The following is a 25,944-nucleotide window of genomic DNA, read 5'->3' on the forward strand; positions in this document are numbered from 1 at the left end:
TTGGTCACAATAATTTTGCCTATTTCAGATATAGCACTCATTTTAATAAAAAAGCCCGCGTGAACGCTGTTCACACGGGCTTTGATCTTATTAACGGCCGTTATAATGCTCGCAAAACGTAAAACATGAACTAAGGGTTCAACAAGGTTGGTTGCCCTAACCCAAGCGCTTGTAAACGCTCAAACTGGGTATCTTTGTCCCCTACTATCAAATAAATCATTCTATCAGGATGTACATATTTACCGTAAAGGCGCTTTATCTCACCAACGGTTAACGCTTTTACCTCAGCTTCTTGCTGTAAAACGTAATCATTGGGCAAGCCAAAGTCGCTAATTTCGCTAACCATATTCAATTTAGCGCCTAACGTTTCAAACGCCCTAGCGCCAGATTTAAGTGTAAACCCTTTCGTAACGTCTAAATCTTCATCTGAATAGTTTGTGCCAAACGCTGCTAATATATCCATGATAGCTTGCGTTGCTTCTAAGGTAACGTTCGACCTTACGGCGCTTCGTATGGTGAATTCACCCGTATATTGATCGCTAGAAAACGATGAACGAATGCCATAGGTGTAGCCTTTGTTTTCACGTAGTTCCTGCATAAGCTGTGAGGCGAAACCGCCCCCGCCTAAACGATAATTCATCACACTGACTTTATAAGCATCATCATGAGTAACATTCGGGGCGGAATGGCCGAAATAAAGCACTGACTGTTTAGCCCCAGGAACGTCATAGAAAAAGAGTTGGGCGCTTTCTGGCAGCTTGGGCTCTGGTACCTTCGCAAAAGTAACATCTTTTGGTAACCATCGCGCATTAAGTGGCGCTAGGCTTTTTACAACGTCCTGTTGTTTGATGTCTCCCACAACATGGAACTTTGCCAATGACGGTGTGAAGTATTTCTCGTAATATTTCTTAACATCTTCGAGCGTTGTGTCATCTACAGTTTGCTTATCACCAAGAACCGTTTGAGCAAACGGATGCGCCTTTCCGTAAAGCAGTGTTTTAAACTCAACCGATGCAATGGCATTAGGGTTCGCTTTTATTTGTTCAATCTGGTTGATCGTATCGTCTTTAGCTAATTCAAACTCTTGTTCATCAAAGCGAGGAGAAAGTATCACTTCAGTGACGAGCTGCATTAAGTCACTGTAGTGCTTAGACAATACCGTTCCGCTAATAGTAATGTCAGTTTCAGAAGCACTGGCCTCCAGAGAAGCGCCTAAAAGCTCAATTTCCTGTTCCAGCTGCTCGGGTGTTTTTTCCGCCGTACCTTTAAGCAAGGTTGCGGCAAGTAAATTGGCGGTTCCTGTTTTACCTTCTGAGTCTAGAAGCATGCCACCATCTAGCTTTAACTCAAACGCGACCAATAGCACTTCGTCATTAGCAATACCCGTTATTTTGATGCCAGACGACAGTGTATTTTGCCAAACCTTAGGTGGTGTAATTTCTATTGATTCACCATAAGCAGGCTCTTTCGTGCGATCAAACGATGACGGAGTACGTTCGTATTCAGCCGCAACTGACGCATCAAAGCTCTCTTCCGCCCCCGCGACAATTTGCTCCTCCACTACATTAGCTTCAGTAGAGCCGCTTAACACCAACTCTTGCTGTCCCTTAGGTACAAAGCTAGAGGCGACAAACGGTTTATCCTTGATATAGGTGCTATAAACACGCATTACATCTTGTTGTGAAACGCCCAGAATTTTCTGAACATCTTGGCTGATAAATTCAGCCCCGCCCGCAAAGATTTCGTATTGCGCCAATTGAAAACCTTTACCTAAGACGCTTGAAAGTCCTTGATAAAATTCTGTTTCTTGACCTGCTTTTATGCGCGCCAAATCCTTGGAAGAAATCCCGTCTTTCTCAAAGCGGGCGAACGCTTCGTTAACTCCATCTGCAACAGTGTTTAAGTTCACGCCATTAAATGCCATAACCTGCAGCTGTAGCTGTCCAGCGATCTCAGCATCATAGCCATAAAGATAAACATCACTGGTGAGCTCCTTCTCGTCAACAAGCACCTTGTTCAGCGGAGCATTTTTGCCTTGGCTTAAGTACTGAGAAAGTACTTGAAGTGGATAATAGTCATCGTGATATTCAGGTACGGTTGGCCACACCATAGTTAAAAGTGGCGCTTGTGCAAAATTATCTATATGGAATCGTTTTTTAGTCTCATTGAGCTTCGCAGGTTGAGGCGGTAATTTATTGATTTGCTCTCCCGCAGGAATTTCATCGAAATACTTTTTAACCCACGCTTTAGTTTGATTTACGTCAATATCACCCGCGATGGTAAGCACCACATTATTAGGTACATACCATTTTTTGAAAAACTCTTTCACGTCAGCAAGCGTTGCGTTTTGCAGATCATCTAACGACCCAATCACTTGCCAACTATAAGGATGCCCTTCAGGGTAAAGGTTTTTATCAATCACATATTGATTGTGACCATAAGGACGATTATCCACACTCTGGCGCTTTTCGTTTTTCACCACCTGCTTTTCTTTGGCGAGCACAGGGTCTGTTACGGTATTAATGAAAAATCCCAACTTATCGGCTTCAGCCCAGATCATTTTTTCTAAAGCATCAATGGGTACAGTTTGGAAGTAATTGGTACTATCACGACTCGTCGAGCCATTTGCACCTGAGCCGCCAATTTTCGCACTGAGTTTATCAAGACCGCCTTTTCCCAAGTTCTCTGATTCGAGAAAAAGTAAGTGTTCAAACAAGTGCGCAAAGCCTGTTCGCCCTTCTTTTTCTCTGGCTGAACCCACATGCGCAGTGAGGGCGACTGCAGCAACGGGATCAGACCTGTCAACGTGCAGTACAACGGTAAGCCCGTTATCCAGAGTAAAACGCTCGTAGTCCACGTTGAACAGTGACGTATTTAGGGAAGCAGTACTATTATCTGCATTAGCGGTTGTTTCGCTGGTTATATCGGAAGCAGTTCGTACATTTTGTGGATCATTGGTGTTATGCGTACACCCTGTCGAAACTGCACTTAGTGTTATTACAGCAATTGCAGTGTACATTCTTGTTCGTTTGAATGTTTCAAGCATTATATATGTTCTTTGCCAGTCAAAAATGTAACAAGTACCACAAGTGCACCACCAGTGCCATGACATTCCTTTTTCAGACATTTTTAGCATGCCTAAACGGGCGGCGTTCATCTTTTACAGAGTGCAATATAAACATATGATTGATATGAGTTTTATTGCTTTTTTTCAACGCTCAATACCCTGAAGCTAGAGCAACCTTAATTAGCTACCGACATAGTTCGTTACATTTTCCACACCTCAATTTTGAACAAATTAGGTAATTTACAATCTACATCTATTACACAAGCCATGTCGTGATAAAACTTTGATCTAACGAGCAATGTACGAAAAGTGAGAACCGAAGCCGTGTTAAATCTAAAACAGAGCGTAAAGAACAACCTGCCTTTCATTTTATTTATGGTTTTGCTTTTCTCGTTTCGAAGCAGTGTTGCTGATTGGTATCATGTCCCTACAGGCTCTATGGAGCCCACCATTCAAGTAGGCGACCGCGTAGTGGTTGATAAATCAGCCTACACGCTAGAATTACCGTTCACAGACGTTGTTGTCGCGAAAACTGGTAACATCAATCGCGGTGACATTGTAATTATTGACAGTAATGCAGCTGATACCAGACTCATTAAACGTGTGGTTGCCATTGAAGGTGATAAGGTCAAATTAGAAAACAACGTTCTTTTTATCAATGGTGAAAAAGCAACGTTAAGCGTCAAAGGTCACAATCTTTATTCCGAGCAGATTTTAGGGCAAACACGAACCATAGCGCTTAACCCATTACCTAGCCCTGCGAAAAACTTTAACTTGATCACTGTGCCCAGAGATCACGTGCTGGCAATGGGGGATAATAGGAACAACAGCGTTGATTCTCGTTATTATGGCTTCATTCCAATTGAAGAAATTCAGGGCAAAGCCAACTCAGTTGCATTTTCACTAGATCCGGACGATATGTATTTACCGCGAAAAGACAGGCTTTTCACATCACTTCAGTAGGGCTGAACAATACCCTTACTTGCAAAAAGGCCAAGCTAGACCTTTACTTGCGTTCAATTTTTCGGCAAAAAAAATCTGGTCAGATCTGATAAAGCGGTGATATTTACGTATATAAAGAAAAATGTAGGGGCAATTGCATATACGTAAATTCTTACTAATGAATTACAAATAGCGGTCTTGTTCCTTATCAAATTCCCATTTCCTCAACACCAATTAACTAAGCCGCAACCCTTTATTTTTACGCTGTTTTTAGTTTAACTTCACGGCCGCTTCATCCCGCTTCACATTTAAAAAAGTAATACATGGTTTACACACTTTGTAACCAAGTGTCACATCTTTCGTGTTTTCCCCTATTGCAACTTAAGTATTAGGAGTGCTATTCATAATTTTGCAACATCATCGTGTTGCAAAAACACACAACAAGTAAAATGGAAATAAGGAAATAACAATGAAACAAGGTCGTAAAGTAAGTGCAATTGCAGTGGGATTAGCACTTTCAGGATTAACCTCTCTATCTCCTGCGTATGCACAGCAAGCTGACGAAGAAGCAGCCAACCTTGAACGAATTGCAGTCACCGGTTCTCGTATCAAACGTACAGATATGGAAGGCCCTTCACCTATTCAATCAATAGATGCAACAATGATTGAAGGCATGGGCTATGAAAACCTTCAACAATTACTCGAGCGTATGCCGGCCACAGGTGCGGGTACCTTCTCGACACGTAATAACAGCCAAGATTCAACAGCCAATGGCGCGGCAGCGGTATCCCTCAGAGGTATGGGACCAGATGCAACGCTTGTTCTAATAAACGGACGTCGCGTGGCAATAAGTGCCTTTGCTGAAAGTATCACTAACTCATTTGTTGATATTAACTCTATTCCTGTATCCGCCATCGAACGAATCGATATATTAAAAGATGGCGCTTCTGCGATTTACGGCTCAGACGCTGTTGCTGGTGTAGTAAACGTAGTACTGAAGAAAGACTACGAAGGTCTAGAGATTAATGCAGGTTATGGTGGTACAACAGGCCCAAGCTATGATGAGACCACCGCCAGTATTCTATGGGGCTCTCAAAGCGATAAAAGCAGTGCTACAGTTATCATCGACTATTTCAACAACAGCACGCTTGGCGCTGACGAAATGGGTCGATTCGGAACAGCTAACCAATCACCTTATGGTGGTATGGACTTCCGTTCTTCACGAGGTTACCCAGGTTACTTCTATGTGGATGGTGTAAAAACTATCGACCCTGATTGTCCAGAAGATAGCGCAACGGCGTCTGGCAGCTGTCTGTTCGATTATGGCCCATTTGGTTTAACCATACCGGCTTCTGAGCGCGTAGGCTTTATTGGTCAGTTCGACTATAAAATTGGCGACGAAACCACAGCATTTATGGAAGTTGCAATGCAGCACAATACGTCTGAAGCAGGCGGTGCAGCAACACCTCTTGATGAAGATGCTGGTTTAACCGTTCCGGGTACTCATCCTGATAACCCGTTTGGACAAGACATTGAAATTGGTCGCTACCGCCCTGTTGACGCAGGTGCCCGTCGCTGGGATATCGAATCTGACACCCTTCGTTTAGTCGCTGGCCTTCGTGGCACGTTCAATGATTACGATTGGGAAGCATCTGTACAAAAAGGCCGCAGCCGTTCAGAACAAAGTGGTGATCAGTCACAAGGTTGGGTTCGCGTTGATTGGCTTCAGGAACAAATTAACCTTGGTAATTACAACCCGTTTGGTGGCGTTACTAACCCACAAAGTGTAATTGATGATATTACTACTAGCCTTGTGCGCCGTGGTGAATCTCGAATGACCAGCGTTGACGCTCACATTACCGGTGAAGCATTCAGCTTCGGCGACGATGTTGTCATGATGGCAGCAGGTGTTGAATATCGCGAAGAGCAAGTATCTGACGTTCCTGATGTTCAGTTCCAGCGCGGATTAATCTTCGGTACAGAATCGGTTTCTGCCTCTGCTGAACGCGACCAGTATGCTGCATACTTAGAGCTATCTATACCTTTAGCTGAACAGCTTGAGCTTCAACTAGCTGGCCGCTACGACCACTACAGTGACTTTGGTAGTACAACTAACCCTAAAATAGCATTACGTTGGGCGCCAAGTGATGAAGTAACCGTGCGCGGTTCATGGGCTCAGGGCTTTAGAGCACCGTCTCTTGCACAAGTTGGCCTTGGCCCATCACAGAAAAGTGTTTTCTTCGTAGACAAATATCGCTGTGATGCAACAGGTCAAGATTGTGAATCGTTGGATTACAATATCGAGTTTGCGGGTAACCCTAACTTGGATGCAGAAGAGTCAGAATCTTGGAACGTAGGTGTTATCTACGCACCTATTCAAGAATTAGGCCTGAGCATTGATGTATGGAGTATTACGCAGGATAACAAAATTGATGAGCAGCAATTCGGTTTAGTTTACGACGCGGAATGTAATAACCAAGACAGCACAATCTGTGTTCGCTTAGATCCGCAGCCAGGCGAGTCATTAGGTGTAATTCAAAAGATTTTCAACACCTACCAAAACGTATCATCTCAAGAAGCGTCTGGTGTTGATTTCAGCGCTAACTACCGCATGGAGTTGCAAGAGTTCGGTAACGTACGCTTTAACCTTGATTGGTCTTACATGAACGAGTTCGAAAAAGACGGTCTTGAGTACACTGGCGAATATGGCTATCCAGAACACCGTTGGTTATTCGGCACAACTTGGTCTAAAGGTGCGTTCGATGCCAACTTGAACATTAGCTTTGTTGGTGAGTTTGAAGACACGCCTGACATTGATTTCGACGGTGTGTTGGACTTTGAAGAAAATACCTCGAGAACGGTTGATTCTCAAATGTTGGTGGACTTGCAGTTTGGTTACAACTACAGCGATAACCTTCGCCTTGTAATTGGTTCAAACAACTTGCTTGACGAAGAGCCTCCGTTTGCTATTGGTGATGGTGATGGCGACTTATACGGCTATGTAGGCGGCGTGCACAACCCGCGTGGCCGCTTCGTATACTCTAAACTAACTTACCGCTTCTAAAAGCCTATAAGACGAAAAGCGCTCAACGGCATTGCTTAACAATGGCATGCCTTGAGCGCTTTTTTTTCATTCATGTATTAACGTGTGTTTAGAAAAAAAGATATTCAAAGAGTACCGTAGTGAGCCATGCGAGAATCACAGGCAATACAATCATCACATAAACCATTACCTCAGACCCCACCTTTTCGGCGCGCCATGCCTCCATCATCTTCACTTTAAACCTACGCTTCAGCAAGTAGGTGTAAAAAACTAGAAATACCAAAATTATAAGAATCTTTAGCATTTAGACTCCAACCGAATTGGTTAAACGGCCAAACAGGACAAACTCTTAGGTGGCAAAAGTTCCGTCTAGTCGCTTCGATGCGGTTATTCCTCTGTTGCAGGGACTATACCTTCGCAGCACACACAGCGAACCTGTCCTCAATATCTGAATTAGCTCAACCTGATTGGAAATGAGGTAAAAAAAATGCCAGCTAAGCTGGCATTTTTCTGTATGTATTCACTTCTTTTGCAACACTTACAATCCGAAATGAATGAGCACCAAATTACCTATTGCTGCACATAGCATAGCAAGGAAAGTCAGGATCATGCCCGCGAAGCGCTGCCAGCTAACGCCTGAGTGACGACCTAAGCCATAGGCATGTAATACACGGCCAAATAACAGTGCGCTCCCCAATGCGTGAACAGCCCACACTTGGCCAGTATTGGCTTCAAAACACGCTATCATAATAAGGGTGATGGGTACGTACTCGCTAAAGTTGCCATGTGCTCTTGTCAAACGACCCAGGTCTTCGTGACCACCATCGCCAATTCCCACTTGGTGGCGACGTCTGGCGCCAATGACTAAAAACGACAAATACAGGTAGCAAATACCCAGTAAGCTGGCGTAAAACGCCGTGATTGGCAAAACCATGGTCTACTCCACATGTTCTAGTTATATCGCGCTGTATTAATCAGCGCTTAATTCAACATTCATGGTTGTCATTAAACGTTATCCGCTAATAAGTTACAAGCAACAAAAAAGGCCGCCTAAGCGACCTTTTGTTGACGTTGTTGGCAATTAACCTAAACGTTCAGCAAGTTCAGCACTCACTTCTTCAACTGGGCGTGTACCGTCAAGCTTGTGGTACTCACAGTTTCCAGCTTCCGCTTCAGCGCTGTAGTAGTTCACAAGCGGCTTTGTTTGCTCATGGTAAATCGCAAGACGCTTGCGCACTGTTTCTTCTTTGTCGTCATCACGAACGATTAGGTCATCGCCTGTTTCATTGTCTTTACCTTCCACCTTTGGTGGGTTGTAAACAACGTGGTAAACGCGACCTGATGCAGGGTGTACACGACGGCCACCCATACGTTCTACGATTACATCATCAGGAACGTCAAATTCGATGCAATGATCAACAGTGACACCTGCTTCTTTCATTGCGTCAGCCTGAGGAATAGTGCGAGGGAAACCGTCTAACAAGAAACCGTCTTTACAGTCATCTTGTGCAATACGCTCTTTTACTAGGCCAATGATAATCTCATCAGATACTAGTTTGCCTTCATCCATTACACGCTTTGCTTCAAGGCCTAGCTCTGTACCTGCTTTAATTGCAGCACGAAGCATGTCGCCCGTTGAAATTTGTGGAATGCCATATTTGCCCATTAAAAACTGAGCTTGTGTGCCCTTACCCGCGCCAGGAGCGCCGAGAAGAATGATTCGCATGAGTGCGTTCTCCGCTTATGATTTTTAAACTTTTTACTTCGGGCACTTTACACATTCAACACTGGGGTGACAAGTGTAAGCAGTACCGTAAAGTTAATCTTAAGACTAATGGCGAATATATGTTCAGCTTATAGGCACTTTTGTAAATTTGCGCCTACACCCATTCAGTAACTCATCTTATTTAAGATGAATAAGCTAACTCTTAATATGATTAACTTGAAATTTTAGACCGCCAAAATATAGCACAATAAAATGGCTAAACTTACTTTTGTTAGTCGTAGAAATAAAAAAACGGGCATTACGCCCGTTTTTAAATGTAAACCTAATGGTTTATTGCTTTATTTAGCTAACTTCATTAGCAGTGTGTTCAAGTTCTGTACAAAACTAGATGGGTCTTTCAAGCTCCCCTGTTCTGACAGTGCAGCTTGATCAAACAATACGCCTACCCACTGATTAAACAGCTCTTCATCTTGGGTATCCGCCAGCAGCTTCACCAAGCTATGCTCAGGGTTAAGTTCAAAGTGATACTTCACGTCTGGCACGGTCTGCCCTGCTGCCTGCATAAGCTTCATCATTTGCGTAGTCATGCCATTGTCATCTGCTACGATGACCGCAGGTGAATCTGTTAAGCGATGGGTAAATTTAACGTCTACAACCTTATCGCCAAGTGCAGTTTTAGCTCGCTCAAGAACACCTTCAACTTGCTTTTCTGCTTCTTCTTGCGCCTTCTTAGACTCTTCGTCTTCTAAGTCGCCTAAATCTAAGTTTCCTTTCGCAATTGAGACAAACTGCTTCTCGTTAAACTCAGTAAGGTGAGACATTAACCATTCGTCAATGCGCTCGCCCATCAATAGCACTTCAATTCCTTTCTTGCGGAAAATCTCAAGGTGAGGACTAGACTTGGCAGCTTGCAAGCTATCTGCTGTCACATAGTAAATCTTATCCTGGCCTTCTTTCATTCGCTCAATATAGTCAGCTAATGATACGGTTTGTGCATCAGACTCACCGTGTGTAGAAGAGAAGCGTAGCAAGCCAGCAATTTTCTCGCGGTTACTGAAATCTTCAGCCGGCCCTTCTTTTAACACGTTGCCGAATTCATTCCAGAACGACTGATATTTTTCATTGTCGTTCTTCGCCATTTTTTCAAGCATCTGTAATACGCGCTTAGTACAACCTTGGCGTAGCGCTTGCGTTATCTTATTGTCCTGTAGAATTTCACGAGACACGTTAAGCGGAAGATCATTGCTGTCTAGCAAACCTTTAACAAAACGTAGATAAGTAGGCATGAACTGTTCGGCGTCGTCCATAATGAAAACGCGTTGAACGTAAAGCTTAAGACCATGACTTTGGTCGCGATTCCACATATCAAACGGCGCTTTAGAAGGGATATACAATAAACTTGTATATTCTGTTTTACCCTCTACTTTGTTATGCGCCCATGCAAGAGGATCAGCAAAGTCATGAGAGATATGCTTGTAGAATTCGTTATACTCGTCATCAGTAATCTCAGACTTTTCACGAGTCCAAAGAGCGGTGGCTTTGTTTACAACTTCCCATTCACCAGGCTGGCCTTCAATTTTTTCGCCATCAGGGCCTTCACTTTCAGGCACTTCATCTTTCCACATCTGCACAGGAATACTGATGTGATCAGAATACTTACTTACGATAGAGCGTAAACGCCATGCATCAGCAAATTCTTTTTCGTCTTCGCGTAGGTGAAGCGTAATCTCGGTGCCGCGTGTAGGCTTGTTGATTTCGGCAATAGTGAATTCACCTTCACCGTCTGAAATCCACTCAACACCTTGCGATGCATCTGCACCAGCAGCACGAGTTCGCACCGTTACTTTGTCAGCTACGATGAACGCAGAGTAAAAGCCAACACCGAACTGGCCAATGAGTTGTGAGTCTTTAGCGCTATCGCCAGAAAGTTTGCTAAAGAAGTCTTTAGTACCTGACTTAGCAATTGTACCCAAGTTCGCAATGACTTCATCGCGAGTCATACCAATACCGTTATCGGTAATGGTGACGGTATTTGCTTCTTTATCGACGCTAAGCTTTACGTTTAACTCGCCATCGTTTTCGTAAAGACTGTCATTTTCTAGCGCACGAAAGCGTAACTTATCCGCAGCATCTGCCGCGTTTGACACTAACTCACGTAGAAAAATTTCTTTGTTTGAATACAAAGAGTGAATCATCAGATGAAGAAGCTGTTTTACTTCTGTTTGAAAACCGTGGGTTTCTTTGTGGGCTGCTTCAGCCATAATCCAATATCTCCTCGTTGAATGGATCACGTTTGATGTTAAACAGGTAAGGTCGCTCAACGCACTTTTCAACGTTTAGAACGAAAATTTATTTTTTATAAGGAGATTTATCTTCAATAAAGTCTGGTGTTGAATATTTTGTGGGCGAACGATAAGAGAGAACGTGACGTAGGCCCGCCAGATGCGGTCCCACGTTGAGTGTTTTAATTACTAAGAATGGGTATACCCCAATTTACAGTACTATAGTTTGCGGCGACCCGAAAATGCGTGGGTGAGAGTATTACCATCAATATACTCGAGCTCTCCCCCAACCGGCACGCCGTGGGCAATTCGAGACGCATCAACGTTATGGCTTGCACAAAGTTGAGCGATATAATGTGCCGTGGCCTCCCCCTCTACAGTCGGGTTTGTGGCGAGGATAACTTCATTTATCCCACCTGCGGCAAGACGAGCCTCAAGCTCAGTAAGACCAATTTCTTCTGGCCCAACGCCGTCAATAGGAGACAAATGACCCATAAGCACAAAATACTGCCCCTTGTAACTTAAGGTTTGTTCGATTGCTAGTACGTCTTGTGGGCTTTCAACAATACATAACAAGCCACTTGCTTCTCTTTCAGGGTGACGACAAATGTCACATAGCTCGTCTTCAGTAAATGTTCTGCAGCGCTTACAATGATGAATATGCTCCATGGCATTGTGTAATACGTTGCTTAAATCAATTGCCCCAGTGCGATTACGCTCTAATAGGTGGAATGCCATACGCTGAGCGCTCTTGTTGCCAACGCCGGGAAGACACGTTAGTGCCTGAATTAACTCTGAGAGTAGCGGACTGAACTTCATAGTATTTACTGCTTTGGTGCTTTTTCTTTTTGATTCGAGCTTTCGCGGTATTTAATCACGTTCCGCTTTGCTTGGTCGAGCTTAACTTCATAAATGTTGCCCCCAAATAACCCCTTGTACTCTTCATCGGTGAAAACCAGCGTGTTGTCGTCATAAAACGTCACTGCCTCTTTTTGTGTGACTACGCCTAAATCAATACGCGACACATCGCCACTGAAGAAGTTATCGCCTTCAAAATTTTCAAATAACCACAGGCTTGTTGAATCTAACAGCACCAGTTTAGTCCTATCAGGGCTTATTGCAGCCGATGTGATCCAGCATAACTTTTCAAGGGTGGTACAGGTTTTAAATTCGCCGATGAGCTGTGCGTCAAAGTTAGCGGCATGATCCCCCACCTTATACAACTTGGTGATGCCATCGAAGGGTTTTGTTCTATTTTTTGTAAACAGGTAGAGGTTACGCTTGTACTCTACAAACGCTTCCAAATCGTAGTTCTTGTCTTTCGGTTTTACTTTTCCTTTTCCCATTTCCGGGTAAGTAAACTTAATGATTTCTGCTTCTGTGGTATCGGTTTTTATGTCAATGGGGTTTTCAATTTTATAAATCGTTAACCAGCGTCGCTTGTTGTCATTGTTGCCGAAGTCTCCCAAAAAGAAATGACCGAAACTGTTTTGTGTCATGTCTTCCCAGTCGACGTTTTTGGCATTTGTAACTGTAACTTCCCTCTCAATAGTTCCATCTTTATTGAGCATATAAAGGATGGGTCCATCGCCACTGTCGTTAATGGCCCAAAGCCTTTTGTATTTATCGTATTCTATACCTGAAATTTCCTTAAGCTTCGGGTCGACCGTTACTGTTTTCATTTTAAACAGGTCGTGAATACTCATAAAAAACAACACAGTTGCGATGGGTAGTAAAATAACCGTGGTGATAACTAAGCCTTTCCTTAGCACTACTAAAACCTCTATTTTAACGAGTTAACTTTCGCGATTAGCGGTTAACTGAACACGTTGAGTTTTCTGAAAGATAAAAAACGCAATGATACAACGATCATTCAACTATTTGGGACACTTTTTCTACGGAACAACGGTTAAATGAGATTTTACAGTTAATGTCGATGAGTTGGGCATGCGCTCAATATTTGTAAGCTGTGTATCAGCCCATAATTATCAACGTATCATGCTGAAAACAAACCTAACCTTTATCAGTAAGTAGACGTTGACGTCCATCTTTATTGAATACGGTTTCATCGTGCTTTATGAATTTTTCAATGATTGACTGCTCATGGTCAGTAAATGCAGTTTCAAAATTTTGGTGACCAACGCTCACTGTAGCTTTTTGCCCATTTGCTAACTTTTCGTTAGCCAGCGCTAACTGACTAATGAAATCATTTAACGATATCCGATTGTATGTAAAGATCCCGGGCTTACTCAATGATGCAGGTGTGAGTAAGTCATCATGTTCAAGCATAAAGGCGTGTTTGAAAATTGCTTGAGACTTTGTGAAGCAGGCAGTAGGGCTGCGCAGAGTAGCAGCTTCTGGAAGCGCTTTAATACGGACGCTCTGACCATTGTCTGCGGTTTGCCAAGTTACACCACACACACTAACACTAAATGCATCCACCTGATTAGCAGTTTCCTTTCGCGCTAGCGTTGAGACGGTATCCAATGCTTGAAGCTCAGCAAGAACTTGAGGTAAAGACGTCATTGAGAGCTTTTCAATTGTTATCTTTCCCGTGTTGGACTGATAAGTAAGCTTCAGCGTGTTCTCTAGATAGTAGACTTGGCCTGTGTCCTTCCAAAGGGATACAGCGGTATTATTGATAGACGGGTTTTCGACGGCACAATCACGTTGGGCCTGAAAGCGTTTTAACATTTTTGCTAACACAGCGTCCTCCCTCATTTCGAACTGCCACATTCTATTATTTGTGTTCCTTTGCTATGCGCAAGCTAAATGACTGAATGTGACAGTGTTTTAATGTTACGGAAGAAAGGCCTGGTTGAACTATTGCTAAAAATACTTATTTAAAACTGATAGCACGTTAGATTTTACGTGCGTATACCGACACCACAAACGTTAATGATAACTATTATCATATTGTAAAGTGTGCGAGAATGGCAGCATGGCTTGATGACTAAGTAAGTAGGAAAACGAATGCGAAATCTTATAAACGCAACCGTAACCCAAGTTCACCATTGGAATGACACTCTGTTTAGTTTCAAAACAACGAGAGAATCATCTTTTCGTTTTGAAAGTGGTCAATTCGTTATGATTGGTCTTGAAGTAGATGGTAGGCCACTGATGAGGGCCTACAGCATCGCAAGCCCAAATTATGATGAGGAATTGGAATTTTTTAGTATTAAGGTGCCAGATGGTGCGCTTACTTCTCGCCTTCAAAATATAGAACCTGGTGACCAGGTAATGATTAATGTTAGGCCTACAGGTACGCTCGTGCCTGGTTTCTTGTTACCCGGAAAACATCTTTATTTGCTCAGCACTGGTACAGGTCTAGCACCATTTATGAGTATTATCAGAGATCCTTTCATTTATGAAAGCTTTGAAAAAATTATATTAGTTCACGGAACGCGGTGGCGCTCTGAACTTGCCTATCAAAACGAAATTGAGCACCAACTTCCTAACAACCCTTATTTCGGTGACGAAGTGCGTGAGAAACTCATTTACTATCCTACTGTTACGAGAGAAAGTTATGAGAAAAACGGTATCGCTCACGAAGGACGGATAACGAAGCTAATTGAAAGCGGAAAGTTGCTGGATGATATAGGTATGCCTGAATTAGACACTGAAAATGACAGATTCATGCTATGTGGCAACGACAATATGCTACAAGACCTTATGTCTATGCTAGACGACAAGGGCTTCTCGAAAGCTAACTCGCGCCGTCAGGGGCATTATGTAATTGAACAAGCATTTATAGAAAAGTAATGCGCAACGCATTGGCCTGACTATCGGCAACATTTTAAATTCTCAATAAAAATCGCCGGCGTGTTGCCGGCGATTTTCTATGATTTCACTCGCAAAATACTTGCAAGCTGTATCGCTTCTAGCTTTACATAATTATTTAAAACGGCATTTTGAAGCCAGGAGGTAATGGCATTCCGCCAGTTACATCACCCATCTTCTCTTTGCTAGTTTCTTGAACTCGACGTACCGCGTCGTTAAATGCTGCAGCAACCAAATCTTCAACCATATCTTTGTCGTCGTCCATCAATGACTCATCAATGTCTACACGACGTACGTTGTGGTTGCACGTCATGGTTACTTTAACCATGCCTGCACCCGCTTCACCTGTTACTTCAATTTTGGCTAGGTCGTCTTGTGCTTTTTGCATGCGCTCTTGCATTTGCTGCGCCTGCTTCATGATATTGCCCATTCCACCTTTAAACATAATTTTTGTCTCGCTTCGTTTTGGTGTTAATAATTCTGCTATCGCGCTTTAACCGAATCGGTTAGCACTGACGCATCGAAAGTCGATAGCAATGCTTGAATTGTATCGTCGGTTTTAATCACCGAGTGTGCATGCGCATGGCGCATGGCATGAATCTCTTGTTGTAACGCAAAAGGTGTAGATGCTGGTTCACCTAACGTGATATTTACTTCAACGTTTTCACCCAACCCATGATGAATTGCATCAACCAATTGCTTTCTCGCACTATCATTTAATAAATGCGTCTGACTGTGGTCAATTTCAAGGGACACTTGATTGCCCGCTCGAGAAAATGATGCGTGCAGCACCAACTGTTTGAGTAGACCAGCAACTGGCATTTGCTCAACTAGATTGCTCCATTCGTCAATTTGGCTAGCGTGAGTTAATTTGCTTCCGTCATTTAAGTACGCTTTTAACTGCCCGTTATAGGTACTGCTCAGCGGCGTATCAAAATTTAGAGCATCCCGCGCAAAAGACCGATCTCCCGCACTTTCCATCTGCTCAGGGGCACTGTCGTAATTCGAACTGCTATCTGAGGGCGCTTCAACATAATCAGCACCTTCAACGTGTTGAGGTGGTTGATTATCGTAATCAGTAGCCCAAGGTGGCATATCCTCAACCGGTGTTTCCGAGTTTGATTGCGCCTCAGATTCGTCATTTGAAAAAGGCATATCCTCTTCAAATTCATCAAGCAAGAAATCGCTCGTGTTGTTTGAGCTAGAATGACTCTTTTCTGACTCGCTAGTATGCATAGTGTTAGAAGAATGCGCGTGAGTATTACCTAAAGACGAGCCTGAATTTGTACTTTCCAGTTGAGGAGTGTCAACGCGCGCAACACTATTGTCTTTATGTTCTGAGCCGCTATCTATGTTCTCTCTAAGCTCTGGGCTATTATTTAGAGGCTTAGGGCTACTATTTAGAGGCTCAGAGCTATGGTCTTGCAGCTCACGGCTGTCTTCATGCCCAATGGGGTTTAAATCACCACTCTTGATTTCGTTACCAGCGTTAGCCTGCCCTGCACTATTATCGCTACCCTTGTTAACTCCATGTGCAGTTTGTGCAGTACTCAAAGCCTCGGCTTTACTTCTGGTAAAGCGCGCTTGAATATCACTTGCACTTTCGGTCTTAGCATTTGCTGCGCTGGTACTTTTTGACTCTGCGTCTTGTGCTTTTCTTTGCTTTAACTTTTGACGAAGTGCCAACATATCAGCCGTAGAGGTAAGCTGCTCTTCGGCGGTTAATGAGGACGGTTCGTTCTCGTGTGCCAACGACTCGCTGTTTTTATCAGAGCCTTTAGCGTTACGAGAGCCCTCAGCGTCATGAGAGCCTTCAACGTTATGAAAACCTTCAGCGTCATAAGAGCCTTCAGCGCTTTGAAAACCTTCAAAACCTAAGGAACCATCATCTTCTGACGGAGGTGGCATATCGTCCATGTAAGCATCTAACGGAGGTCCATCGAAATATTGCGCTGCTTCGTTATGGGGCGCACTGACTTCACTTGGCGTTGGTTCAAGCTCTGCAACAACGCTCTCTGTTTGTACCGCTTGTACCGCGGTGTTTTCTACGGGTTGCTCTTCAAAAGACGAAGTTGGAGCTGGCTTTACGGATTCATCATCATGTGAAGCATCACGCTCAAGTGCCGTTGTTTGAGTCGTCGTTGCACCTGACTCTGCATGAGGTAGCGCCGACAGAGTATCACTTCCACTCAACTCGCTTTCATCAGCGGCTGCGTGTTTCTGCTCTTGCTGTGATTCAAATGGAGACGTCGATTGTTCTTGCTGCTCTTTTTCACTTATTGATGTAGCAAGTGAATCAGGGGTAGATGGCGCACTTTCTAACGACTGAGCAGAGGTAGATTCAACCGATAGATGTGAAGGCCTCTCCTCCTGCACATTGGTTGCAGAAGTTTCGCTTAACGGCGCTTCCTCCTGCTTACCGACGTTTCCCGGGCCACCACTGGAAGAAGCATGATCTACAGGTAAACTATGCTCACTCCTCCCGTTTTCAATCTCGCTTGCGGTGTCGTTGATGGGGGTATTTGGAGCAAACGACATCATTCGCATCAATGTCATTTCAAACGCACTTTTTCCATCCGCAGAAAACGGTAAGTCTTTTCTTCCTTGCAGTGCAATCTGATAAAGCAGCTGCACTTGCTCAGCTGGAATAGTTTTCGCTAATTGAAATATCGCTTTAGCCGATGTAGTTTCTAGCTTACATGCTTCAGGCACCCATTGCGTTAATGCTATTTGGTGCAGCAGGCTAGCCAATTCGCTGTGTACGTTGTCATAATCGGGGGCTTGCTCTGCGATGTCATTGACCAACTGCAATACATCAGCAGGACTTTTACTTACCACAGCATGAACCACTTTAAGCAACTGGTTCTTGTCCATCAGCCCCAGCATATCGGTTACCACCGATGCCAACACTTGATTTCCACCCTGTGCAATCGCTTGGTCAGTTAAACTCAGCGCATCACGCATACTGCCCTGGGCGGCTCTTGCCAAAAGCGCTAGCGCTTGTGGCTCAAAAGGCAGCTGTTCATGCTCTAAAATATGCTGCAGCTGTCCAACAATCTGCTCCCGAGACATGGCTTTCAAGTTAAACTGCAAGCAACGGGATAAGATGGTTATCGGAAGCTTTTGAGGATCGGTGGTAGCCAGTAAGAACTTAACGTGTGGAGGTGGCTCTTCCAGCGTTTTTAACAGCGCATTAAAGCTGTGTTTTGAAAGCATGTGTACCTCATCGATAAGGTACACTTTGTAACGCCCGCGAGTGGGTTTGTATTGCACGTTATCAAGAAGCTCGCGAGTATCCTCAACTTTGGTTCTTGATGCAGCGTCAATCTCTAACAAATCAACGTAGTTCCCCTGCTCTATATCTTTACAGGTGTTACATTGACCGCAAGGGTTTGCCCCTTGTCCTTCTTCGCAGTTAAGGCTTTTCGAAAAAATACGTGCAATGGTAGTTTTACCTACGCCTCGCGTACCTGTAAACAGATAAGCGTGGTGTAGACGATCGTTATCCAAAGCATTTGAAATGGCAGAGACAACATGTTCCTGACCCACAAGTTCACTGAACTTGCCCGGTCGCCACTTCCTTGCTAGTACCTGATAACTCATTATTACGTATTTCGCCTTTTGCTAGTTATGCTTTATAGCGATTATTCGCCTTCAAACTCACAAATAGAGTAGCTTTCTATATCAAGCGTACTCAATTTCTTCTCGCCACCTAAGTCCGGTAAGTTAATAACAAAACCTGCATGGTTTACTTCACCGCCTAGTGAACGAATTAGTTTCGCAGAAGCGGCTATCGTTCCACCAGTTGCAAGTAAATCGTCAATAAGAAGGACTTTATCACCTGGCTCAATGGCATCTTTATGGATTTCCAATGTATCCATGCCATATTCAAGCTCGTAGCTCTCGCTAACTACTTCACGAGGAAGTTTGTTGGGTTTTCTCACTGGAACAAAACCAATGCCCATTTCGATGGCCAATGGCGCACCAAAAAGGAACCCGCGTGCTTCAGTACCTGCTATCTTGGTAAATCCCATACCTTGATACTTTTCTACAAGTAACGAGATACAGCTACTAAATGCTTTGTGATCTTCTAAAACGCTGGTCACATCTCTAAATAAAATACCTGGCTTTGGATAGTCAGGTACGGTTTTCACTACTGATTTAATATATTCTGCAGTCACAATTATGCCTTGAATGTCTGCGTTATAACCAGAAGGTGAACCAGCCGGCGATGATATGCATCAACGGGAACGCGATTAGAGTTACTAGCGATGCTAGAAAGTACCACTTGTTATAGACTTCTTTGAAATCTGAATTGTCAGCCATTTGCACTACCTAAACAATTTTGTGAACAAAAAAATGGTGCTAAATGTTAATCGAAAGCAAGCCCGATTGACAGCGCTAATATGATCGATCGCTCACTTTCAGACCAGATCCTGGCGAAAGTTTAATATAAAGCAGGTAAATAGTAATGGTTACTTAGGATACTGGAAGGAGTATTCCTTTTTGTAGCATGTCAGTGAGGGTCTGGTTCATACCATTTATAAGCACGTTTGAAGGAATTTGGGGAAGTTGCTGGCACAACGACTCAGCTAATTGTTCTATTTCCATTCCCACTTCGTGCTGTTCCAGCGTATTGACTAAAATAGCCGTCACTGGATTAACATGAGTAAATTGAACATCAAACTCACGGTCTCTGTAAACAACGTAGAACTGCTGTTCTTGAGCAGGTTGCTCTGGGATATAATCCTCACCAATTAAATGGACTTCAAATCGGTACGCTGCCAAAGAGGCGTAAGGGGACACCCTTATTGCTGTAACGTTGTTTCCTTGTTGGTAGAATTCAACGTTGTCTTCGTTCTTTCTGATACTGATGTCAAGCTCTAGCCACTCATAGTGAGCAAGTTCCGCAGTAAAATCTGGAAGAGTAATATCGAAGGTTGGCTGTGTTGATAGGTATTCAACGAACTCTTTACTTATTTCTGCAAAATAGGGGGAACGACACTCGTGCTCAATAAAAAATTGACGCACAATACTCTCCCATCCTTTTTCACCATACTGTTTTACCACAATAGATTTTAAAACTGGAAAACCGGTACTGACGAAATTATCGATGTTGTTAAAAAACAGGGATTGATAGATTTGCATCCGACGAATGTTTTCAGCGTCGGTATCACAAAATGTCTGAGGGTCTTTGATCGCATCAACGAACGTTTTTTGAGTGGTTTGAAATGACTGAGTCACGCGACACTTCCTTTAACGTTTGATACTCGAACAGCTTCGCATTTTGCTTGAATTTGCTTAATTTTCTTCACTTCTGCCAGTAATTCGCTTAACGGGGGAATATTAAAATCACGCTCTAGTAACGTTGGAAATACGCCGTGAGTGAGGTAAGCGTGCTCCAACAAATCCCAAACTGGCTCAATGACATCAGCCCCGTGAGTATCAACTTTCAAATCCTCAGCTTCATCATAATGACCAGCAATATGGCCATACACAATTTTGTCTGAGGGTAAGCCGTTAATAAACGCTTTCGCATCGTATTTATGGTTGATACTGTTCACGTAAACATTGTTTACGTCGAGAAGCATTTTGCACCCCGATTCTTTTAGTATGCTCTTAGTAAATTCAAGCTCATCCATCTCTTGGCCTGGCGCAATGTAATAAGAGACATTTTCTAAGACCAGCGGTCGTTCGATGATATCTTGAACTTGAACAATTCGAGATACTACGTGCTTAATCGCGTCTTCAGTAAAAGGAATTGGCATCAGATCGTACATATGCCCGTTGCCAGAACAAAAGCTTAAGTGCTCGCTATACAATGCAATATTGTTTGCATCTAAAAATCGCTTAACGGTTTTTACAAACTCGACATCTAGTTTGTCGCTACTTCCGATAGACAAAGATAAACCATGAGTTGTAAAGGGAGCTTGCGAAGACGCTTGCTGAAATTGTTCTTGGTACTTCCCACCAAGTGGGATCCAATTTTCAGGGGCTACTTCCCAAAAATCGACTTCAGATGGCAATGTAGGTAAAAGCGCTTTTAGCATTTCCCGACGAAACCCAAGACCTGCGCCACAGATGTTTTTCATATCTTCCCCTTTACCGCATGGGATTGCACAATAGTAACGTACGTTACTAGACAAAAAAGGCCATCATTCGACAGCCACTTTTTGCTAAGCGTAACTCGTGTAGCCTTCATCATTCTTTTTCAAGCTACACGATGTTTTTTGAATGGCGGTTACATGCTACCGCATTTACCTTCGCCGCACTTGCCTTCTTTACCAGCTTTCTTATCGCCACCACATTTACCTTCGCCGCACTTGCCTTCTTTGTCAGCTTTCTTGTCGCCGCCGCACTTACCTTCTCCGCACTTGCCTTCTTTCTCTGCTTTGTCGCCGCCACATTTTCCTTCGCCACACTTGCCTTCCGCAGCGAATTGGCTATAACCAGATTCTAATGCTTGCATACCAAATGGATTTACATCAGCTACTGCAACCGTTGACGCCAAAGAGCCAATTACAACTGCACCCAACGCTGTCGCTACTGATGATTTTTTGATTTGTTTCATTGATGTACCCTCAATAATATTAGTCATGTTTGACGCACAGTAAGCACGTGTACTTTAAAAGACCCTGTGGGCTTAAAGGATATTTCACAAAAATTAATTTTTTTACAATTAATTTTTATGACATTGATATTAAAAGGTTTTATATTAACAAAAGTGCATCTGCATACTTTTACAATAAGTTAACAGAAAAAGTTAAGTACAGTACCTACAAAAAGTACAGGGTAAACGCGGTGAAGCAACAATTTTATCTAGGTCAATGGCAAGTCGATGTAACCAGCAATACTCTATCTCTCGGCAAGCTTAAGAGGACTATAGAGCCGAAAACCATGGATGTTCTGCTGCTGTTGTGTCAGCAAAAAGGAGAAGTAGTATCCTCTGACGAGATCGTTGCTCAGTGCTGGCCTAGATCTGTGGTTGGAGACAACCCTGTACACAAAGCTATTACCAATTTGCGACGTGCATTAGGAGATAAAGCTTCAGCACCTGAATATATTGAAACTATCAGGAAACGAGGATACCGGATTGTTGCTGAGGTTCATTTTATAGGTGATGAGCAGGCACGAGCTTCTGAAACTAAATGGCGAGATGCTTCGCCGTATGTTGGACTGAATGCATTTTCTGCCAACGAAAGCCAAGTCTACTTTGGCAGAGATGCACTAATCCGTGATTTAGTTTCTCGCAGTTCAGAACTTTTCAATCGTAAACGACCTCTTTTGATGGTGCTTGGCCCAAGTGGTTCTGGCAAAAGTTCGCTGATCCATGCCGGATTTTTACCTAGGTTACTCGAAAAACAAGGAGTAAATGGGTTGCATGCACATGATTACTTGAGCGTTGACCTTGCCGATATAAACCCTAACGGCAATCCATTTGCAATCATAGATGAGATAGCGGCTCACATGTTGGATTGGGGAAATGACGAAAAAGCGGTTTTTGAAGGTTATAGTGCATCGCTTCTTGCCGACAAACTGCTTACTTCTCCGCAATCAATTGTTGATATTGTTGAGCGTTATTGCGAAGAGCACGAGCATCATACAAAAAGCTCCTACTCTTTTTACGCAATCATTTTAGACCGATTAGAAGTTTTCCTCGCCGACACGAAAATAGAGCACAAAGACAAGCAGGCTGTATTCACACTTTTAGAGACACTAAGTCAAAGCAACCTTTTTCTTGTCGTTTTAATTAGCAGAAACGACTTCTACCCGCTTATTTCTAATTTCGAAGTATTGATGAAAAATAAGTCTCGGGGAGCGCATGTAGATATAGCGCCACCTTCGTTAAGTGAGCTTGGTCAAATAATCAAGCTTCCCGCTCTGGCAGCAGAATTGCAATGGGAGCGCGACGGGACAACAAACGCCACTCTCGACGATGTTATTCTTTCTGATGCAAGCCTAGAGCCCAATTGCCTTCCACTTCTTCAGTACACGCTCCAAGAGCTTTACTTACAACGCGACGGTAACTTACTTAAACGGAATACCTACTACGCGCTAGGAAAAATCGATGGAGCCATCGGCCACAAAGCCGAATCAACCTACTCCCAAATGCCTGCATCAGTGCAAAATGCGTTAAACACAGTACTTCCTCTTATTGTTAACTTGCCTGGAATGGGCAATACGATGACAAGTAAAACAGCCAGTTGGGATGAGCTAAAAGGCGATGATGAGCGTCGGTTCGTCGAGCTCATGGTAGAACAGCGCCTTTTCGTTTCATTTTTAAATCAAGGGCAAGCCAGCTTCAAAGTTGCTCACGAGGCAGTGTTAAGAAAATGGGAGCGGGTTCAGCAATGGATAGCACAGCACCAAAATACACTTTCAATTAAGGCAGCCCTTTATGAACAGGCAAAAACATGGGCAGAGAATGACAAAGATGACGCGTATCTTCTTCAATCAGGAAAGCCGCTTCTAGATGCCTCGACACTTCTTGATGCAAAATACATCCGACTATCGAATGAAGAGCGGGAGCTTATTCATCAAAGTCAGCGTAAATTCAGAAGGAAAAGCCTCTTTAAAGCGTTTACTGCCGCACTGTTGGCCGCACTATCTGTTATTTCCTTTGCGGCTATGCTGCACAGTAACCATTCTCAAGCTTTAGCTGAACGAAAGCGATTGGAAGCCGAAAATCTGATGGGGTTTATGATTGGCGATTTTGCCGATAAGCTTCGAAGCGTAAAACGAATGGATTTGCTAGAAGGTATTAGTGAACAGGCGCTTAAATACGTCACCCAAGCCCAAGAAATTCAAACGGGATGGATTGGATCGTCAACGCCGAAGCCTAGTTTTGAACTTCGCTTCCAACATGCTCTGTCTTTGCAAGCAATGGCTGAAGTGCGATTTTATCGCGATGATGCCGATACTGCCCAGCAATTGTATAAAGAAGCCGATAAGCGATTGGGCGCATTACTTGAGGAGCAGCCCGACAACTTCAAACTATTATTAGCGGCAGGCGCTAATGCATTCTGGTTGGGAGACATTGAATTAAGAAACTACAATTTTGCGCTGGCAGATGAGCAGTTTAATCGTTATTTGCGCTTTAGCGAGGAGATGCTGAAGGTATCCCCCAACAATTCGGATGCTTTGCTAGAGCTGAGTTATGCAACTAACTCGATTGGTAGTGTCGCGTTTCGTCGACAAGATTTTGACAAAGCTCTTTCGTTCTTCGAATCATCTCTGGCTTATAAGCAAAAACTTTTTGAAAAATCAGAGTCACCTATTATTACCGCAACCGCAGTTGCAGATACTTATTCTTGGATCGCGTCTACACACATTCACAAGGGCCGTATTAACGAAGCACAATTAACCTTTGCGAAAGCAGAAGCTATTTTAGAGAAAAGTCTATCTACCTACTCAGGGAATGCAGAGATAATCGAAACACTTAGTTTGATTAAAATGAATGCCGCAAAGAGTAGCCAATTTACTGAAGACCTTAATACTTCCATTGAACTTTTAAATGATGCTAAAAAATTGTTGATTCAATTACTTGAGCAGGACCCTGCAAACAGTTCATGGCAGTCGTACTATAAACATGCCAGGGCGTTACTGGACTACCACAGATCACTAAACCCAATCTCTGCATTACACAATCAAAATGTAAAACAAGATATCACTATTGATGAACTGTTAAGAGATGGAGCACGCCTCTCTTCGAAGATTTACGCAGTCCTCTCTTACCAATATCGTCAGGAATGGCAAATCAGTAGAAATTTGCTAGCTCAAATAAATATAGAGCACGCCATTGAAGAGAATTTAAATAAGAATATTAAGGCAGAATTCATAAATGTTAGGGAATTAGAAAACTATGTCCTATACCAAATCGCGAGTATTCGCCAAACGCTCAACGATGAGGGAAAAAATATAGATATAGTTCAAAAGGAATGTGAAACACTGTTTTCTCTTACAAACTCGGTAGTCAACACAAGTAAACACCCTTTATTCTTACAAGCCCATGTATTCGCGGGATACTGTTTAAATAAACAAACAGTAGTAGCCAAAGTACGAAGGCAACTCGCTCTTATGAAAGTACCGATGCCACTTTATTTTACCAACATCAATAAGGATTTGAACAATGACAACACCACCGAACTATAACTACAGCGTTTCCGTTGACGCAGAAGGAGTTTTTACCATTATACCGGAGGGCGGTGCTCCAGAGTCGCCCATTACCGTTACTGTGCCGAATACAACTATAACTTATACTCTTACCTCAGATACCCCAGCTGCCATGGTGTTTTTAGCCCCCGAAATAACGAATGATCCTGAAGGGGATTTAACTTGGGAAATTAAGGATTCGGGTAGGTGCATTGTTATTACTGATTCAGACGCTGACGAAGAAAACGCGATTTGCGTAAAACTAGTTACCGGATTTATTAGCCCAGACCCTCAAGTAAAAAACGAGCCTGTTTAAATAGGTAGATTCTGGGGTACCTATCAAAGTGATTTTTACTCCACAAGATATGACGTCTAGGTATTTTTTTCGGCGCGCTTATCTTTATCTGAAAAAGCACGTAGCAAGTACATTTTCACGAACAGCTCGTGCTTGCTACTATCGTTCAGACTCTCCCTCTCACGCACTAACTAAACGCTCAACATCAACTTCATGCCTAAAAATGAGTGTTTTTTCTGATAGGCTTTTAGTCCTGAATACTTGCGACATGTAATAACTTAGCTGCATTCATATTTAAGCTTTGAGCACACCATCCGCATCAAAAAACCATTGGCTTTACCTATCGCGCTTGAGCTTGATAGCCGTTTGATTCAGAGCTGAAATAGACAAATTCAAACCTTAAAGCTATGAGAAGCCTCTAACAACCAGTGGCAACGCAACAAGTCCAAATGATTTTAAATTCGTGAGTATCTTAGTTTAATCGATGCTAACTGAGGCTGGAATACTGCGTTATGCATCATGGGCTCGGCATTGAACTATTAATAATCAACACTCACGTTTTTATGCAATTTGTGTTTTAACAGTCGATTGTAAATATCCTAGCTCACCAGCCTCTGCCTAGAGCAACGCGTTTTTTATATTAGTAACTAGCACCAT

The 25,944-nt window shown here is 43.1% G+C and carries 18 protein-coding genes and 1 pseudogene; 5 read left to right on the forward strand and 14 right to left on the reverse strand.

Annotated features, from left to right (window positions below):
- Positions 1-130: 130 nt before the first annotated feature.
- Positions 131-3,046 (reverse strand): M16 family metallopeptidase, encoded by a 2,916-nt coding sequence (locus MASE_RS12115; RefSeq protein ID WP_014950038.1) that lies wholly within the window; start codon positions 3,044-3,046, stop codon positions 131-133.
- Positions 3,047-3,376: 330 nt separating this feature from the next.
- On the opposite strand from MASE_RS12115, the gene lepB reads away from it, so the two are divergent.
- Together lepB and MASE_RS12125 are read left to right on the forward strand one after the other, a co-directional pair.
- The gene (gene lepB, locus MASE_RS12120) at positions 3,377-4,030 is read left to right on the forward strand and encodes a signal peptidase I (RefSeq protein WP_014950039.1); all 654 of its coding nucleotides are present in this window, start codon (positions 3,377-3,379) and stop codon (positions 4,028-4,030) included.
- 448 nt (positions 4,031-4,478) lie between these two features.
- Positions 4,479-7,073, forward strand: coding sequence for a TonB-dependent receptor (locus tag MASE_RS12125; RefSeq protein WP_014950040.1), 2,595 nt, complete (start codon positions 4,479-4,481; stop codon positions 7,071-7,073).
- A 517-nt stretch (positions 7,074-7,590) separates the two neighbouring features.
- Here MASE_RS12125 and MASE_RS12135 read toward each other — a convergent pair.
- From MASE_RS12135 to MASE_RS12160, 6 genes are all read right to left on the reverse strand, one after another.
- Positions 7,591-7,986: an MAPEG family protein gene (locus tag MASE_RS12135; protein WP_014950042.1), complete on the reverse strand. Its 396-nt coding sequence runs from the start codon at positions 7,984-7,986 to the stop codon at positions 7,591-7,593.
- Between the two features lie 147 nt (positions 7,987-8,133).
- Positions 8,134-8,778 (reverse strand): adenylate kinase, encoded by a 645-nt coding sequence (gene adk, locus MASE_RS12140; RefSeq protein ID WP_014950043.1) that lies wholly within the window; start codon positions 8,776-8,778, stop codon positions 8,134-8,136.
- Positions 8,779-9,116: 338 nt separating this feature from the next.
- Complete coding sequence (gene htpG / locus MASE_RS12145; RefSeq protein WP_014950044.1) at positions 9,117-11,039, reverse strand: molecular chaperone HtpG; 1,923 nt, start codon at positions 11,037-11,039, stop codon at positions 9,117-9,119.
- Positions 11,040-11,279: 240 nt separating this feature from the next.
- The gene (recR, locus tag MASE_RS12150; RefSeq protein ID WP_014950045.1) at positions 11,280-11,879 is read right to left on the reverse strand and encodes a recombination mediator RecR; all 600 of its coding nucleotides are present in this window, start codon (positions 11,877-11,879) and stop codon (positions 11,280-11,282) included.
- A 5-nt stretch (positions 11,880-11,884) separates the two neighbouring features.
- A complete protein-coding gene (locus tag MASE_RS12155) occupies positions 11,885-12,832 on the reverse strand; it encodes a hypothetical protein (protein ID WP_014950046.1) in 948 nt (315 codons plus the stop codon).
- 241 nt (positions 12,833-13,073) lie between these two features.
- Positions 13,074-13,766 carry a hypothetical protein gene (locus tag MASE_RS12160; protein ID WP_232362761.1) on the reverse strand — a complete coding sequence of 231 codons (693 nt, stop codon included), beginning with the start codon at positions 13,764-13,766 and terminating at the stop codon, positions 13,074-13,076.
- A 267-nt stretch (positions 13,767-14,033) separates the two neighbouring features.
- On the opposite strand from MASE_RS12160, the gene MASE_RS12165 reads away from it, so the two are divergent.
- Positions 14,034-14,822: a ferredoxin--NADP reductase gene (locus tag MASE_RS12165; protein WP_014950048.1), complete on the forward strand. Its 789-nt coding sequence runs from the start codon at positions 14,034-14,036 to the stop codon at positions 14,820-14,822.
- Between the two features lie 136 nt (positions 14,823-14,958).
- On the opposite strand, the gene MASE_RS12170 is transcribed toward MASE_RS12165, so the two are convergent.
- The 7 genes and pseudogenes from MASE_RS12170 to MASE_RS12195 form a co-directional block, all read right to left on the reverse strand.
- Positions 14,959-15,285 (reverse strand): YbaB/EbfC family nucleoid-associated protein, encoded by a 327-nt coding sequence (locus MASE_RS12170; protein ID WP_014950049.1) that lies wholly within the window; start codon positions 15,283-15,285, stop codon positions 14,959-14,961.
- Positions 15,286-15,323: 38 nt separating this feature from the next.
- Positions 15,324-18,443, reverse strand: coding sequence for a DNA polymerase III subunit gamma/tau (gene dnaX, locus MASE_RS12175; protein ID WP_014950050.1), 3,120 nt, complete (start codon positions 18,441-18,443; stop codon positions 15,324-15,326).
- Between the two features lie 41 nt (positions 18,444-18,484).
- Positions 18,485-19,021, reverse strand: a complete 537-nt coding sequence (apt, locus tag MASE_RS12180; protein ID WP_014950051.1) for an adenine phosphoribosyltransferase — start codon at positions 19,019-19,021, stop codon at positions 18,485-18,487.
- 22 nt (positions 19,022-19,043) lie between these two features.
- Positions 19,044-19,166, reverse strand: a complete 123-nt coding sequence (locus MASE_RS20425) for a hypothetical protein (protein WP_256253717.1) — start codon at positions 19,164-19,166, stop codon at positions 19,044-19,046.
- Between the two features lie 153 nt (positions 19,167-19,319).
- On the reverse strand, positions 19,320-20,084 hold the full coding sequence (locus MASE_RS12185; RefSeq protein ID WP_014950052.1) for an HvfC family RiPP maturation protein: 765 nt from the start codon (positions 20,082-20,084) through the stop codon (positions 19,320-19,322).
- The gene (locus tag MASE_RS12190) at positions 20,081-20,932 is read right to left on the reverse strand and encodes an HvfB family MNIO-type RiPP peptide maturase (protein ID WP_014950053.1); all 852 of its coding nucleotides are present in this window, start codon (positions 20,930-20,932) and stop codon (positions 20,081-20,083) included. The genes MASE_RS12185 and MASE_RS12190 overlap by 4 nt, the downstream gene beginning before the upstream one ends.
- A 158-nt stretch (positions 20,933-21,090) precedes the next feature.
- Positions 21,091-21,411, reverse strand: a pseudogene (locus tag MASE_RS12195) (HvfA family oxazolone/thioamide-modified RiPP metallophore); the annotation flags it as partial.
- Between the two features lie 230 nt (positions 21,412-21,641).
- On the opposite strand from MASE_RS12195, the gene MASE_RS12200 reads away from it, so the two are divergent.
- On the forward strand, positions 21,642-24,992 hold the full coding sequence (locus MASE_RS12200) for an nSTAND1 domain-containing NTPase (protein ID WP_232300869.1): 3,351 nt from the start codon (positions 21,642-21,644) through the stop codon (positions 24,990-24,992).
- Positions 24,970-25,308: a DP-EP family protein gene (locus tag MASE_RS12205; RefSeq protein ID WP_014950056.1), complete on the forward strand. Its 339-nt coding sequence runs from the start codon at positions 24,970-24,972 to the stop codon at positions 25,306-25,308. The genes MASE_RS12200 and MASE_RS12205 overlap by 23 nt, the downstream gene beginning before the upstream one ends.
- Positions 25,309-25,944: the final 636 nt, after the last annotated feature.

The sequence above is a fragment of the Alteromonas macleodii ATCC 27126 genome (assembly GCF_000172635.2).
GTDB lineage: Bacteria > Pseudomonadota > Gammaproteobacteria > Enterobacterales > Alteromonadaceae > Alteromonas > Alteromonas macleodii.